General features: G+C 56.4%; 12 protein-coding genes. 4 read left to right on the top strand and 8 right to left on the bottom strand.

The window, feature by feature from the left end; all coding sequences use genetic code 11:
* Nucleotides 1-62: 62 nt before the first annotated feature.
* The 3 genes from D9M09_RS12900 to D9M09_RS12890 all read right to left on the bottom strand — a co-directional run bounded on the left by D9M09_RS12900 (nt 63) and on the right by D9M09_RS12890 (nt 4,015).
* Entirely contained in the window at nt 63-2,012 is a 1,950-nt protein-coding gene (locus D9M09_RS12900; protein ID WP_121669483.1) for a cytochrome c/FTR1 family iron permease, read from the bottom strand.
* 160 nt (nt 2,013-2,172) lie between these two features.
* Nucleotides 2,173-2,877 (bottom strand): hypothetical protein, encoded by a 705-nt coding sequence (locus D9M09_RS12895; RefSeq protein ID WP_121669482.1) that lies wholly within the window; start codon nt 2,875-2,877, stop codon nt 2,173-2,175.
* Nucleotides 2,878-2,977: 100 nt separating this feature from the next.
* Entirely contained in the window at nt 2,978-4,015 is a 1,038-nt protein-coding gene (locus D9M09_RS12890) for a zinc-dependent alcohol dehydrogenase (RefSeq protein WP_430886692.1), read from the bottom strand.
* Nucleotides 4,016-4,239: 224 nt separating this feature from the next.
* Here D9M09_RS12890 and arsH point away from each other — a divergent pair, with 224 nt between their 5' ends.
* Entirely contained in the window at nt 4,240-4,971 is a 732-nt protein-coding gene (gene arsH, locus D9M09_RS12885; RefSeq protein WP_121669480.1) for an arsenical resistance protein ArsH, read from the top strand.
* A gap of 4 nt (nt 4,972-4,975) precedes the next feature.
* On the opposite strand, the gene D9M09_RS12880 is transcribed toward arsH, so the two are convergent.
* A complete protein-coding gene (locus tag D9M09_RS12880) occupies nt 4,976-5,959 on the bottom strand; it encodes an acetoacetate decarboxylase (ADC) (RefSeq protein WP_121671071.1) in 984 nt (327 codons plus the stop codon).
* Nucleotides 5,960-6,002: 43 nt separating this feature from the next.
* The gene (locus tag D9M09_RS12875; protein WP_121669479.1) at nt 6,003-7,232 is read right to left on the bottom strand and encodes an NADH:flavin oxidoreductase/NADH oxidase family protein; all 1,230 of its coding nucleotides are present in this window, start codon (nt 7,230-7,232) and stop codon (nt 6,003-6,005) included.
* Nucleotides 7,233-7,467: 235 nt separating this feature from the next.
* On the opposite strand from D9M09_RS12875, the gene D9M09_RS12870 reads away from it, so the two are divergent.
* Together D9M09_RS12870 and D9M09_RS12865 are read left to right on the top strand one after the other, a co-directional pair.
* Nucleotides 7,468-8,256, top strand: coding sequence for a type 1 glutamine amidotransferase domain-containing protein (locus tag D9M09_RS12870; RefSeq protein ID WP_121669478.1), 789 nt, complete (start codon nt 7,468-7,470; stop codon nt 8,254-8,256).
* Nucleotides 8,257-8,272: 16 nt separating this feature from the next.
* Complete coding sequence (locus D9M09_RS12865) at nt 8,273-8,686, top strand: MerR family transcriptional regulator (RefSeq protein WP_121669477.1); 414 nt, start codon at nt 8,273-8,275, stop codon at nt 8,684-8,686.
* Nucleotides 8,687-8,705: 19 nt separating this feature from the next.
* On the opposite strand, the gene D9M09_RS12860 is transcribed toward D9M09_RS12865, so the two are convergent.
* The 3 genes from D9M09_RS12860 to D9M09_RS28985 all read right to left on the bottom strand — a co-directional run bounded on the left by D9M09_RS12860 (nt 8,706) and on the right by D9M09_RS28985 (nt 10,767).
* Nucleotides 8,706-9,200, bottom strand: a complete 495-nt coding sequence (locus D9M09_RS12860; protein WP_162995666.1) for a MarR family winged helix-turn-helix transcriptional regulator — start codon at nt 9,198-9,200, stop codon at nt 8,706-8,708.
* Complete coding sequence (locus D9M09_RS12855) at nt 9,193-9,660, bottom strand: hypothetical protein (RefSeq protein WP_121669475.1); 468 nt, start codon at nt 9,658-9,660, stop codon at nt 9,193-9,195. Before D9M09_RS12855 ends, D9M09_RS12860 begins: the two co-directional genes overlap by 8 nt.
* A gap of 387 nt (nt 9,661-10,047) precedes the next feature.
* On the bottom strand, nt 10,048-10,767 hold the full coding sequence (locus D9M09_RS28985; protein ID WP_162995665.1) for a hypothetical protein: 720 nt from the start codon (nt 10,765-10,767) through the stop codon (nt 10,048-10,050).
* 540 nt (nt 10,768-11,307) lie between these two features.
* Here D9M09_RS28985 and D9M09_RS12845 point away from each other — a divergent pair.
* Nucleotides 11,308-13,887 carry an AAA family ATPase gene (locus D9M09_RS12845; protein WP_121669473.1) on the top strand — a complete coding sequence of 860 codons (2,580 nt, stop codon included), beginning with the start codon at nt 11,308-11,310 and terminating at the stop codon, nt 13,885-13,887.
* Nucleotides 13,888-14,248: the final 361 nt, after the last annotated feature.

Below are 14,248 nucleotides of genomic sequence, written 5' to 3'. Positions count from 1 at the left end.
GAATGGGGAAAAAGTGCGGAAGTGCCGGCACGGGCGGCTTGCCCATGCCGGCTATTGCAAGGTCAGGCCAGCTTGCGCTTGCCTGCGGAGACGCGGTTCCAGCCATAGCCGGCGATGATGATGGCCACGATGGACGCCTGCGCCAGCAGGGTTTCCGCCGTCGGCAGGATGCCCAGCAAGTCGATGCGCATGAAGTCGACGGGGGTGACGCCGACCCAGCCCGCTTCCTGCAGCGCGGCCACGCCTTTGCCCATCAAAATCACGGCCAGCACGGCCACGAAGGCCGACGTCCACGAGAAGAACTTGCCGATCGGCATGCGGGCGCTGGTGCGCAGCAAGGCCCAGGCGATGACGACCAGCAGCACGATGGCCACCAGGAAGCCGCCCAGAAGGGCGCCGCCGTTGCCGTCCGCCGCCAGGGCGGAATAGAACAGCACGGTTTCAAACACTTCGCGGTAGACGGCGATGAAGGCCAGGGCGAACAGGCCCCAGGCCGAGCGCCGCGTCATCGCCGCCGTGAGTTTCTCGTGCAAATATTCCTGCCAGCGCCCGGCGCTGCTCTTCTGGTGCATCCACAAGCCCACGCTGAGCAGGACCAGGGCCGCGAACACGGAACCGAGACCCTCGCTCACCTCGCGGCTGGCGCCGCTGATGGTCACCAGATAGGTTGCCGCCACCCACGTCAGGCCGCCCGCCACCAGGGCGCTGGCCCAGCCCGCATGCACGTAGGGCAACACGTCGTTGCGCTTGGCCTTGCGCAGGAAGGCGATGATGCCGATGACGATCAGCAGCGCTTCCACGCCTTCGCGCAGCAGGATCGTCAGGGCGCCGACAAAAGTCGTCATCGGATCGGCCTTGGCGTCGCCCAGTTCCGCTTCCACGTGGGTAAACAGTTGCTGCAGCTTGTCGCCGGCCGCCTCGGCGTCGGCCACCGTGCCCTTGGCAACGGCGGAGCGGTAGGCCAGCATGGCGTTTTCCACGGCCAGCAGCAGGGATTTGTTGCGCGCGCCGACCATCGGCTCGATCGGCTCGAAACCGTCCAGGTAGGCGGACAGGCCCAGGCGCGTGGCGGCCGCGCGGTCGCCCGCATGCATGGCGGCGAGGCTTTCTTCCAGGCGCATACGCGACAGGGCCAGGCCGGCAGGCTTGTGCGCCTCGGCCTTGTCAGGATGGCTGCGCAGGTATGCCGTCAAGGCTTGCGCCTCGTCCGCGCCCAGCTTGGCGGCCGCAGCTTCCTGCGTCACGGTCGTCACGGCGGCCTGGTCCGCGTACAGTTTTTTGCTGCGCGGATCGTCCTGCCACAGTTTTTCGCCGCGCGCGCTTGCCGCCGCATCGTGCGACATGCCGCCGATATAGAAAGCCAGGTCCCAGCGCTCGTTTTCGGACAACTGGCCGAAACTGGCCATCGAGGTGCCCGCCACGCCTTGCGAAATGACCTGGTACAGGGCCATCAGGCTGCGCGACTGCGCCCGTTCGCCATCCGTGAAGGCGATCGGTTTCGGCTCCAGGCTTGCCGCCAGCGGACCATCGCCGCCGCCGGCCACGCCGTGGCAAGAGGCGCACTGGGCCGCATACAGGGCCGCGCCGCGCGCCAGGTTCGGCAGCACTTTCGGCGCCACGGGTATCGGGTAGGCGGCAATCAGCAAGTCATTCGCGTGGTGCGCCAGGCGCTTGACTTCCACGCCATCGGCCTTGGCCACGACGGCTTTGCGCAGGTCGGCGATGGCGGCGGCGATGGCCGCCTGCGATGCGTGGGCGGGCAGGGCGGCGATCTGCGTCGTTGCGTTGTCGGTAAAGTCGAGCATTTCCGCGTATTCCGCCTCGCTGACCACCTTGCCGTGCTCGACGGCGCCGCTGTAATCGACGGCAACGTAGTCAATCAATTGCCACAATTGCTTGGCGCCGGCGCCAGGATCGGCCGCCTGCGCCTGCGCGCCTCCGGCCAGTAACAGGCTGAGGCTGGCAGCCACGAGCGGATAGCAGACCAGCCATCTCTTGATAGAAGTGAACATGATTCTCATTCTCATTTGTCGTTAACCCGGCGACTATAGGACAGACGGCGCAGGGTGTCAACGGCGCACGGGCGTGCGTGGGCGCAAAACAGCGCTGCCCTGGCCGATATTGCTGGCCAGGTGCAAGGCGTTTGCGCAATGGAATGAGGTAGATTGAGGGCTACTGCTTCGATGCCGGTTTGGCGTACAAGCCCCTGGACAGGCCATTGTCCGCATCGTCGACTTTCAGACCGCCATCGACGACGCGCAAGGCCAGCTTCTGGAATGCCTGGCCCCGCAGCCACTGCGCGTCGGTGACGGCGAACGCGGCGATGCGTTCCTGCGCGCGCGCCGCCGGCACGGCCAGCCATTGATAGTCGGCTGTTGAACCCTGGCGGCGCAAGCCGGCGCGCACCCAGCGTTCCGACGCCGGCATGCGGACGATGGCGTCGCCGTTCGCCACGCTTACCGCCGTGGCCGTCTTCCCGCTTTGCGCCTCGAATTTTACCTCCACGCCGGCCATCGGCCCCACTTTGGGGAAGCCGACGATGGCCACCCACAGGCCCGCTTCGGCCGGTTTCTGGATGCGCATTTCCGCTTCCTCGAACACGCGGAACTGCGGCTCCTTGCCGCTGTTGCCCGTCACCAGGGTCACCGTGTCGCCGGCAACGCGCCACTCGCCGCTGGCTTGCTGGTCGGTATTGCCGTAGCTGAGCACCCATTCGAAGGTGCCGTCCTTTTTCAGCAGCAGCTCGGAACCCGTTTCCATGACGCCCTGCAGGTAATAGTGCCCGGGCAGCGCGGATGGAGCCTGCCCGGCCGCGCCGGCCGCAAGCGGCCAGGCGAGGGCGGCGCAGGCCAGCAGGCCGGAAAGGGATTTTTTCATCGCGGTGTCCTTGTTGTGTCTTTTATGAAATGCGATCATAACAACGGCAATTGCTTGCCGTCGCACCATAGGACACACCGGCCGCGCGGCGGCGTCGCGCTCAGCTGCTGCTGAAATCGAGCACCACGCGCGAGGCGACCTTGCCATGTTCCAGGCGGCTGAAGACTTCGTTGATGGCCGACAGCGGCTGCAATTCGATGCCGGCCGTGACCTTGCCGGTGGCGGCGAACGCCAGCGCCTCGGCCATGTCCTGGCGCGTGCCGACAAAAGAGCCGCGTATCGTCACGCAATTGGCGACGACATCGAACAGCGGCGTCGGGAAGTCGCCCGGCGGCAAGCCCACCAGCACGCAGGTGCCGCGCTTGCGCGTCATCGCCACGCCTTGCTGGAAGGCATCGATCGATGGTGCCGTGATGAGTACGCCGTGGGCGCCGCCGCCCGTCGCTTCGCGCAAGGCGGCGACGGGGTCGCCCTGGCGCGCATTGATCGTCACTTCGGCGCCGAGGGTGCGGGCGTGCTCGAGCTTGCCTTCATCGATGTCGACGGCCGCCACGCGCAAGCCCATCGCCACCGCATATTCGATGGCCAGGTGGCCCAGTCCGCCGATGCCGGATACGGCCAGCCACTGGCCCGGCCGCGCGCCCGTTTCCTTGATGCCCTTGTAGCTCGTTACGCCCGCGCAGATGATGGGGGCCGCTTGCACGGCAGAAAGACCGGCCGGAATATGCGCGACGTAGCGCGGGTCGGCCAGGATGTATTCGGCGAAGCCGCCATTTTTCGTGTAACCGCCGAACTGCGCCTCGGCGCACACGGTTTCCCAGGCTGCCAGGCAATGTTCGCAATGGCCGCAAGCGGAATAGAGCCAGGGCACGCCGACCCGGTCGCCCAGCCGCACCTCGGTCACGCCCGTGCCCAACTCCACCACCACACCGATGCCTTCGTGGCCGGGAATGAATGGCGGCGTCGGCTTGACGGGCCAGTCGCCGCGCGCCGCATGCAAGTCCGTGTGGCAGACGCCGCATGCTTCCGTCCTGACGAGGATCTGGCCGGGACCGGGCACCGGCACGGGTACGTCGCGCAGCACCAGCGGCTGGCCCAGTTGCTCGACAACGGCGGCTTTCATGGTAGTGGGGATCATGGTATTCCTTTGAAGTGGGTACGGAGTAGTGCGGAGCGCAGACGCGGACCATCGTCTATTGGATAGCGAGTTGCGCATGGTCATATTCTGCTGCACACGATACAAAAATTGATTGATCTACATCAACATATGCCGGAAGGGAGGGCCGGTGCTTCAGGAACAAAACAGGTTTACATTAATTCCATAATTCGACTATCATGGAATTATTAAACAAGGAAATCACCATGCATGACTTGCCCAACATCAGCGCAGCCCACCTCGACACGCCGACCCTCGATAAACTGGCGCCACCGGCGGTGGCCACGCATCCGCCACGCATCCTGCTGCTGTACGGTTCGCTGCGTGAACGTTCATTCAGCCGCTTGCTGACCCTGGAGGCGGAGCGGCTGCTCCAGCATTTCGGCGCCGAGACACGCGTCTTCGACCCGCATGGCTTGCCCATGGTCGACAGCGTCGGTCCCGACCATCCCAAGGTGCAGGAATTGCGCGCCTTGTCGCTGTGGTCGGAAGGCCAGGTCTGGTGCAGCCCGGAACGTCATGGCGCCGTGACGGGCGTGTTCAAGTCGCAGATCGACTGGCTGCCGCTGGAAATGGGCAGCGTGCGTCCCACGCAGGGGCGCACCCTGGCGGTGATGCAGGTATCGGGCGGCTCGCAATCGTTCAACGCCGTCAACGGCTTGCGCGTGCTGGGCCGCTGGATGCGCATGGTGACGATCCCGAACCAGTCGTCCGTCGCCAAGGCCTACCAGGAGTTCGACGACAACGACCGCATGAAGCCGTCGCCGTACTACGACCGCCTGGTCGATGTCATGGAAGAATTGTACAAATTCACCCTGGTTGTGCGCGACCGCTCGGATTACCTGACCAGCCGCTACAGCGAGCGCAAGGAATCCATGCCGCTCGATGCGCGCGCCCTTGCCGCGGCGGCCATGGAACACGAGACGCCGGGCAAGTAGCTTATTAATTGCCTATTAATAAGGGTTTCGGCGCATACAGCGCATTTTGAAATTCCGGCACATATTCATATTTCATCATCTTCCCCAGCTTCAATGACTTGAGATAGCTGGAGAAGCTGCCGTCGCACAGTGTCAGGCCGACCGCTTCCGCGCTCGTGCTCGTTGCATGGCTGAGCTGGCGCGAAACGGCATAGCCATACGTCAGCGTGCCGGCGCCATCCTGGTTGGTGAAGCTGTTCGTCACCAGCTCGGCCTGGTGCGACAGGCCGTCCAGTTTTTTCCCCGCGAAGACAAAATCGAGCTTGCCCGTTGCGCTGTCCATGACTTCAAAGGAGACGGCGGCGTCCGTTTCCTTGCGCTCGATACCGGTCAGCCACTTTGGCAAGTTGTAGCCAACGACACCGCGCACCCTGGCCAGTTCCGTGTTCACGGGCAGCTTGAGCACATAGCCCCAGAAATCCTTCGACAGCGATTGGCCCAGCAAGGTGAAAGGGCCGAAACTGGACGTGCCGGGCTTGTTCGTCACGATCGCCAGGGAAATTTCATTGTAGCTGTCGTTGTCGCAGTATTCATAGGCGTAGGCCGTCAATGCCACCGCGCCCCGGCCCGGCCACACTTGCAATGGCTGCACCTGCTTCAGTATGTCTTCCGGCATCAGTTCCTTCAGCCTTGCCAGGTCCGCCGTGAAGACGGCCGTGATTTTGCTGTTTTTATAATAGAAATTCGGCGAATACGAGTCAAAGCCGATGGCGACCTTTTCTTTTTTGATTCCCTTGAACCAGCTCAGGTCGAGCTCCGGCGCTTCCGCCGCGATCACCGATAGAGGCGGGTTCGAGCGATAGCGGTCGTACAGGCCGCCGGCCGCCACCGGCACGTCATGGCCGGCGATATCGATGATGACCGGCTTGTTTTCAACAGGATTGTCAGCCCGCGACGGGGCTGCGGCGGCACTCCATATCAATGCGGATACCGCCGCGGCAATTTTCATGTTCATTGCTTGCACCTTTTATGTTGGATTTAAAAAATTCAATTCACGTGCCGCTATTCATGCGGCGGCGATACTGCCGGTTCCTGATGGCGGTTTCCCATTGCTGCATCGCCAGCGCCAGGGCGGGCGCCACATTGGGCCGCGTTGGCTTGCCCTGGCTCAGGCGCCGCAGCTGATACTTGACCATCGCCATGTAGCCGATCGACGACAGCACCTTGTTTTTCCAGGTAATGGCCCTGAGCAAGGGGCTGGCCGATTGATCGGCACGCCATGCTTTCGGCAAGTGCGGGTCGATGGCCAGCCCCGTTCCCATCCCGGCCATGGCGATGCCGCTGCCCAGCACTTGCTCGACCACCGGGTAGCGGCGTATGCCGCCCGTCACCATGATGGGCATCGTGGCCACGGTGGCGATGTCCTTGGCAAACTCCAGGAAATACGCTTCGCGGGCCAAGGTGCGGCCGTCGCGGGCCTGTCCATGCATGGCAGGGGCTTCGTAACTGCCGCCGGACAATTCGATCAGGTCCACGCCCAGGCTGTTGAGCATGGAAACCACGTGTTTGGCATCCTCCGAGCTGAAGCCGCCTTTCTGGAAATCCGCCGAGTTGAGTTTGACGGCGACGGCAAAGCCTTTGCCCACGGCTTGCCGCACCCCGTTGACGACGTCGACCAGCAGCCGCGCCCGGTTCTCGAGCGAGCCGCCCCAGCGGTCCGTGCGTTTATTTGTAATAGGGGAGAGGAACTGGCTGAGCAGGTAGCCGTGCGCCGCATGGATTTGCACGCCCGTAAAGCCGAACTGTTCCGCCAGCTTGGCGCTGTTGACAAAGCGCTGCTTCACGTCGGCAATGTCGGCTTCCGTCATTGCACGCGGCGCGGAAAACTGCTTGGAAAAGTTGCCCATATCCATGGGCACGGCCGAGGGCGCGATGGTTTCCTGTCCCATGGCGGCCGGCATCTGGCGTCCGGGATGGTTAATCTGCATCCAGATCTGCGCCCCGCGTGAACGGGCAGTGCGCGACCATTGCTCGAAGCGGGCGCCAAATTGCGCAGAATCGAGCACCACGCCGCCCGGTCCCGTCATGGCGCGGCGGTCGATCATCACATTTCCCGTGATCATCAGGCCAACGCCACCGTCGGCCCATGACTGGTAAAGGCGGATCAGCTCCTGTGAGGGCGCGTGATCGTTGTCAGCCATGTTCTCTTCCATGGCGGCTTTGGCGAGGCGGTTCGGAATGACGCTTCCATTGGGCAGCGTCAGTGGGGTAAAAGGCTTCATGCTTATCTCCAGGGTTGCGATGACCTCACGATAAGCTTTAAGCTAACTTGAAGGTCAAGCTCTAAAACGCACTTTTTTTGCCTGTGTACCGTTCGCAACACGGGCTGGAAGAAACGCAGCAGCCTGAGACAACAAAATCCTGTCACCGCCCATCTGCCGCTTGACATTCAAGTTGGCTTTAAGCTTATAGTGGATCACATGGCGCAGGCCACTCAATCATCAGGAGGACGATCCCATGTCAGTTTTCAAGCAGCTTTTCCTCGCGCTCATGCCCTTGCTGCTCATGCAGATCGTCGCTGCCGAACCGGCGTCGCCAAAGCGGGAACCGGGCACGGTACTCGTGGTCATGACCAATCATTCCCAGTATCCGAGCAGAAACGACCATACCGGGCTCTGGCTCACGGAACTCACCCACGTCTATGACGCGCTGAAGGACGCCGGCTTTGGCGTCGACTTCGTCAGCCCGAACGGCGGCGCCGTGCCGCTCGATGAGCGCAGTCTGGGATGGCTGTATATCGATGCCGCCGCAAAAAACCACTTGAAAGATCCCGCTTTCATGGCGGCTTTGGCGTCGACACGAGCGGCGGCCGACATCGATCCTGCTGGCTACCGGGCTATTTTCTACACGGGCGGCCATGGCACGATGTGGGATTTCAAGGGCAACCAGGACCTCAAGCGCATTGCCGAGGCGATCTACCGCAACGGCGGCATCGTTTCTTCCGTCTGCCACGGCGCCGCCGGCTTGCTCGACCTGCAGGACGACAACGGCAAGCCGCTGATACAAGGGCGCCGCGTGACGGGCTTTTCGAATACGGAGGAATCGCTGGCCGGCATCAAGGATCAGGTACCCTACCTGCTGCAAAGCGAGCTCGAGGGAAGGGGAGCGCTGTATGACAAGGGTTTTCTACCGTTTGGCAGCTTCGTCATGACCGATGGCCGCCTCGTCACGGGCCAGAACCCCGGATCGAGCAAGGAAGTGGCGCAAGCTCTGCTCGCGGCCCTGCGGAATAACACACCACAATAAGGGAGCAGGAAAAAAGATGAAAATCGGCGAACTGGCCAAGCGCAGCGGCCTGGCGGCGTCCACGATACGCTTCTATGAAGCCAAGGGCTTGCTGAAAGCCGTGGACCGGCAATCGAACGGCTACCGCGACTATCCGCTGGAAGCGGTGGCGGTACTGTCCATCATCACCGACGCCCAGCAGGCGGGCTTTTCCTTGGACGAAATCAGGCAGGTCTTGCCGGAGGATATTTCATCATGGAAACATGATGAGCTGATGGTGGCGCTCAAGAAGAAGATCGCCGATATCGAGTCGCTGGAAGTGCGGCTGGCGCAGAACAAGGCCCATCTTTTGTCGCTGATTCAGCTGATCGAGGCAAAACCCGAGGATATCGACTGCAAGGATAATACAGCCAGGATCATGGAAAGCATGGGGATAGCCAGCAAAAACTGAAGACAAAACTGCTTGTGCGTCAGGTCAAACGCGCCGGGGAATGGATGCGCTTGTCCAGCGGCCTCTCGTTGAGCGCATCGGCGGCCCGGTCCACGAATTGCCTGACGTCTCCCACCTCGGCAAACAGGCCGGCATAGGCTGCCCGGATCAGCACCGTGCACTGCTCGAATTTCGCGAGCTGCGACATGCCTTCCTCCGTGGGCACCAATAGCCGTCGGCGGGCATCATTGTCATCGTTCCGATACCGTACGAGGCCCAGGCGGAGCAGCTTTGGTATCTTTTGCATGACCAGCTGGTGCGAATGTCCGAGTTCACGCGCCAGATCCGCGGCGGAGGCCGTGCCGAGCGTTGCCAGGACAGTCATCAGCGAACACGAACGAACCTGGATGACGATCCCCATCGTATCGAAGACAGTCTTGGATTGCTCGGCGATCAGGACGCTCAGCCGTTCGACAGCGCGGCCGAGAAACACGGCGTCATCGATCGGGGCCGGTTGATGGGTTTTTTTAGTCAAGGCGCTTGTACCTCTGGATGCTGCCATCCTTGTTCACGCGTTCCAGCTCCGTCACTTTTCCGCGCAAGGTAGTCAGGCGGTATCGAAAATCCGACACGCCTTCCACCGCAAACAGGTTGGGACCGATCGGCTCAAGCGCGACCCGGAACCGTTCGCGCCAGAGATAGTAAAGCGTGCCATTGTCCAGGATGATCTGGCGGCCTTCGTATTTTCCGGCGGCTTTCGCCAACACCGCGGCATCGACGTGCGGGCGCTCGATCGCTGCCGTCAGGCTCGGGAGCAGCCAGGCAAGTTCGGTTCGCCTGGCGTCATCGGTCTTGGCCAGATGTTCAAGCGCCAGCTTGTGCGCCAGAGGCAGCGCGCGAATCGAGGGGCTAGGGATATCAGGTTGCACGCCGGCACCTTCGAAATCGCCGTGATTGGCGGTTCGGGCTCCTCCGAAGCGTTGCTGATGATCCACTGCTGCGCGGCAGCCAAGTTCATAGCATGCTGCTTTACGGCGGCGACGCACTCACGCGGGGTCCGCGTAAACATCTCTGTCGCCTTTTTGATTTCGGCGATTTCCTTGCTTTTATGGCGACGCAGATGCTGTGGTAGGCGATGGGCGTCTATCAAAGTTTTCCCCTCGGGCAGCAGCAATTATCGAAGATGGGGGAAGGGCGAACTGGAGTTCATTGAAGGTCAGCCCGTGCACATAGCCACCGCTGATAAACCATAAGATACAGCTGTTGATCGAACCAATCGACGTCTGGAATACCTCCAGACATTTAGCAAATGGTTTTCCGGCGTTCAACGGTTGCTGCACGAGCGCTTTAGTGAAGGAATAGAGCGCAGTAGCCTGCTCAAGTTACGTTCCGGTTGGCTGGGTCCAGTTTTTCAGCCAAGTCGCGAGATCAGTTGCTACAAAGTATGTCATCGCGACGGTGTCCCATCGTCCTACACCTTCATCATGTAGCAGGCCCCTAGCGACTAGTTCAGAACATGCTAAGCGTACAGAGATCAAAGAATACTGGTTGCCCAGTTCGTTCAACAGCGGTGCCGAAAGTCCATCTAATAGGGTATCGCCTGCCTGGATTTTCAATGCTATGACTTTTATTCCAGAAAATGAGTTCATGCCCTCGGGCGCAGCCAAGGCAGCGCCCAGTATACTCATGTGAATGTCCTCAAGGTCGGCCAACAGTCGCACCGCCATGTCTGCTTCATCCCAAGGCCGTACATCCGAAACTTGAGTAGCAACGATTTCTGCAAAACGCTGGGATTTTTGGGGCGTGCGCGATCGTGAAGCTTTTTCCAAGCAGGAAATCATGAAATCAATAAAGTCTTCACCGTCTAGGTTGATGCTGCCTGCTTCTACGTGAAGCAGGCGATCATGAAGCTGGCCGACAAATCGCTCCAAGCGCGCAAGCTGAAGGCGTGATCCCCGTCCCGATAATATCGTATCGATTGCTCCACCCACGACAGGCACAAACTGCACCGCTGCACGTAACGTGTCCGATGAAGCATATCGTTCTACGGCTTGGTCAACAGCGGCTTTCACGGCCTCGTATTTAGTAGACATTTTTTCCATTCCATCTTCGATCAAGGCTCGAAAGTCGATATCTCTATTTCCGCTAACCGGCAGCTTCTGGCCGACCTCGGCTGACAGCGCTTAGGATAGCAGCTTGCTCATCTGTAAAACTCACGCATCTTCACACTAGGCCGAAACCGCCCTAATGCGGCATTCGCAATTCCGTACTTGAAACCACCGAGATAAGTGGCTTGCTATGTTATGTTTAGAGTCCCGACTACAGGATAGTGTTAGCAGTGCAAAACAACTCGCAAAATCAACTTAATTGCAAGTTATACTTCACACGGGCTAAGCGAGGTGACTTCAATAAGTAACTTTTTAACAATTGTATAGATGTATATAAATCTCAATAATGCAATAAATTGTTGCAACAAAACCACCATTTCCATATATTTCTTTATAATTTTACGATTTGTGATAATTGGATTATCTATCTTATGATCTTGGATTTTTTTGCTGATAGCATAGGTGTCGTATTTAGAAAATAAAGATGAAATAAGTTTTTATGCCAATCCGTGGAATATATTAAAAGGAAATTTAATGTCGACAATTCAAGAGGACGTTCATGAATGGCTTTTGACGCAGCAGGAATGGCTTCAAGTAGCAGCTGACAGGCTAATGAGAAAAGGTGTACTCAGTGATGACGACATGTCGGAAATTACGGCCATTCTCAAGACTCCTGCTGGGCAGATCGTTACTAAAAATCGGATATTCGAAGGACTGATTGTAGGAAGGGATGTCGGGCATGAGCTTCGTTTGAATTCTATAGGTAGCGTTGTCGGCATCGAAAATCTCAGCCCGCGACACCCATTAGTTTTTGGGCCAGGAAATTTAACTATAATTTATGGTCACAATGGATCGGGGAAATCTAGTTACTCTCGAATTATTAAAAGAGCATCTGGAAAACCTAGGGCAATTGACCTTAAGCATAATGTGTTTCAGCCTGCACCTATCGATAAAAAATGCACAATTTCTTATAAATATGGCGAAGAAAATACTGTAACCGAATGGATTGCCAATGGTGATGTAATTGAGAATATTCGCGCCACTGATATTTTTGACAGCGATGAAGCCGGGCATTATTTAAGCAAAGAAAATGCCGCTGCATACACGCCACCTATGGTTGCCATGTTTGAGTCGTTGGCCTCCACAAGCGATAGGATAAGAGATGCGTTACAAGCAGAGCAGGACCGATTGGTTAGTGTTCTTCCTGTAGTTCCTGCTGCTTTTCTTGCAACTGAGCGTGGAAAACAGTATGTAGCGCTCCATGGTATAAAAGAATTAGCGCTCAAAAAGCTGCTTAATTGGACAGAGTTGGATGGTAAAAATCTCGATGAGCTTGTTGAGCGCTTAAAGGTAGTCGATCCAGCAGCACTTGCGAGGCAAAAGAGGGCAACAAAATTGCAAGTGGAGCAGCTAATCACCACCCTGAATCACACTGCGAAAAATTATGGTTTGGCTCATGTTGAACTTGTGAGGATGCTTCGGAACGACGCATGGGCTAAACGGAAAATTGCAACTGAAGCGGCACAAGTAGTGTCCGCCAGATTAGATGGTGTAGGGTCAGCCACCTGGCGCGCCCTTTGGAGCGCAGCTAAATCATATTCTGCAACGGCATATCCGCAACAGGTTTTTCCAGTAACTAATGATGCGTTTTGTGTTCTGTGTCATCAAGAGTTAAACGCCGATGCCCAACAACGGCTCAAGGATTTCGAGAACTTTGTACAAAGCAAGTTAGAATCCGAGGCTAAGGCTGCAGAGGCGCTTTATGGTGATATATTAAAAGATCTTCCTGTTGCTTTGAATAAACAGCAGATTGATACTCAATGTGAGGCCGCTGGCGTTAATACTGAAGAGTGGAAGCAGCATTTTTACAAGTTTTGGACTATGGTTATGCAGGTTCGAAGTAGTTTATTGACCGATGAGTCAACTGAAATGGCTTTTCCCGTTGATGAGCAGACTGAGAGTTTACGTATACTTCGTGAATATATTTTGCAGTTAGAGTTGGATGCTCAACGCTATGATATAGATGCAATGGGATTTGATCGAGTTAAAGCTGAAAATGCCAAGTTAGAGTTGGAAGCACAAAAATGGATATCACAACAAGCTGCGGCTGTGCTTGTCGAAGTTGAACGACTGAAGAAAATTAAAATCTACGATTCTTGGAAGACGCTGACTAATTCAAGGAAAATTTCCATTAAAGCAAGTGATGTATCAGAGAAGTTCATTACTCAAGCATATGTGGCACGCTTCAATAAAGAATTGCAAGCACTAGGAGCACGGAAAATTCAAATTGAGCTTATAAAAAGTCGTACTAGTCGAGCCAAGGTATATCATCAGCTAAGATTAAAGGGCGTAAAAAACGATAAAACAATGCCAGAGGCCATATTGAGTGAAGGTGAAAGACGAATTATTTCACTTGCGGCATTTTTGGCAGATGTGGCAGATAAGCCGCAAATTGCGCCATTTATTTTTGATGATCCTATTTCCTCCTTGGATCATGATTTTGAATGGAGCGTTGCTGTGCGTCTGGCTGAACTAGCAAAAAGTCGACAAGTTTTGGTGTTTACACATCGACTTTCCTTGTATGGATTATTGGATGATGCAGCGAAGAAAATAGGTGAAGATTGGAAAAAGAGAAATTTCACTCAGCTATGCATTGAGGCATTTTCTGGTGCTGCTGGTCATCCAGTTGAGCAAGCAGTATGGAACGGTAAGACTGAGAAGGCAAATAATATACTAATAACTCGAATTGATGCGGCAAAAAAGGTGGGTGAAGAGAGTGGCGCTGAAATGTATCGCGGCTTAGCACAGGGGATATGCAGCGATTTCCGGAAGTTATTGGAACGCACTGTCGAAGACGATCTTTTTAACGAAGTGGTTAAACGTCATCGTAGAAGCATAACTACAGATAATCGGCTTGGGACAATACACTCTATTGAGTCAGACGATTGCCAACTTATTGATAGGTTGATGACCAAATATTCATTTTATGAGCATAGTCAATCTCAAGAAATTCCGGCTTTCATTCCAGAAGCAGTTGAGTTGAAAGCAGATATTGAATTACTTAAGCAGTGGCGCACTGACTTTACTAATCGTCGTAAGTTGGCTGCCGCATAAGTAGGTTGTTGTAAATGTTCTTGGCCATTCAATTTCTTCCCAATGACTGAGACATTCTTCGTATTTTTGTTTTTTTAGGCATTCATGAGAGCGAGGCGGCGCTTAGTGACGATGGTAAAAGTTTCAAGCGCCTAGCTACTTTTCTTGTCATGTGCAGGTAGGGCCGAATGTCGACATTTTGCATAATAATGTTCCTGCTACTGCCCTCTAGCGAGATCGTCTATAAGTACAGTTTTATGCAAAAAAAATTTGCATAAAACTGTATCTTTTGCATGCATTTTGCATAAAATTGTATCTAATCCGAACACCTATCAAACTTCTTGTCCTCAGTTGTTGCATATGCTATTTTGATAACTGACTA

Origin of the sequence: Janthinobacterium agaricidamnosum, assembly GCF_003667705.1 — a bacterium.
Taxonomy (GTDB): Bacteria; Pseudomonadota; Gammaproteobacteria; order Burkholderiales; family Burkholderiaceae_D; genus Janthinobacterium.
The sequence above is the reverse complement of the archived record's forward strand: the minus strand, read 5'-3'. Positions and strand labels throughout refer to the sequence as shown.

Bases quoted from the DNA above. Each gene is read 5' to 3' on its own strand.
- arsH (WP_121669480.1), top strand. From the start codon at position 4,240: ATGCATGACTTGCCCAACATCAGCGCAGCCCACCTCGACACGCCGACC.
- D9M09_RS28985 (WP_162995665.1), bottom strand. From the start codon at position 10,767: ATGGAAAAAATGTCTACTAAATACGAGGCCGTGAAAGCCGCTGTTGAC.
- D9M09_RS12890 (WP_430886692.1), bottom strand. From the start codon at position 4,015: ATGATCCCCACTACCATGAAAGCCGCCGTTGTCGAGCAACTGGGCCAG.
- D9M09_RS12880 (WP_121671071.1), bottom strand. From the start codon at position 5,959: ATGAAAATTGCCGCGGCGGTATCCGCATTGATATGGAGTGCCGCCGCA.
- D9M09_RS12875 (WP_121669479.1), bottom strand. From the start codon at position 7,232: ATGAAGCCTTTTACCCCACTGACGCTGCCCAATGGAAGCGTCATTCCG.
- D9M09_RS12900 (WP_121669483.1), bottom strand. From the start codon at position 2,012: ATGTTCACTTCTATCAAGAGATGGCTGGTCTGCTATCCGCTCGTGGCT.
- D9M09_RS12870 (WP_121669478.1), top strand. From the start codon at position 7,468: ATGTCAGTTTTCAAGCAGCTTTTCCTCGCGCTCATGCCCTTGCTGCTC.
- D9M09_RS12845 (WP_121669473.1), top strand. From the start codon at position 11,308: ATGTCGACAATTCAAGAGGACGTTCATGAATGGCTTTTGACGCAGCAG.
- D9M09_RS12895 (WP_121669482.1), bottom strand. From the start codon at position 2,877: ATGAAAAAATCCCTTTCCGGCCTGCTGGCCTGCGCCGCCCTCGCCTGG.
- D9M09_RS12865 (WP_121669477.1), top strand. From the start codon at position 8,273: ATGAAAATCGGCGAACTGGCCAAGCGCAGCGGCCTGGCGGCGTCCACG.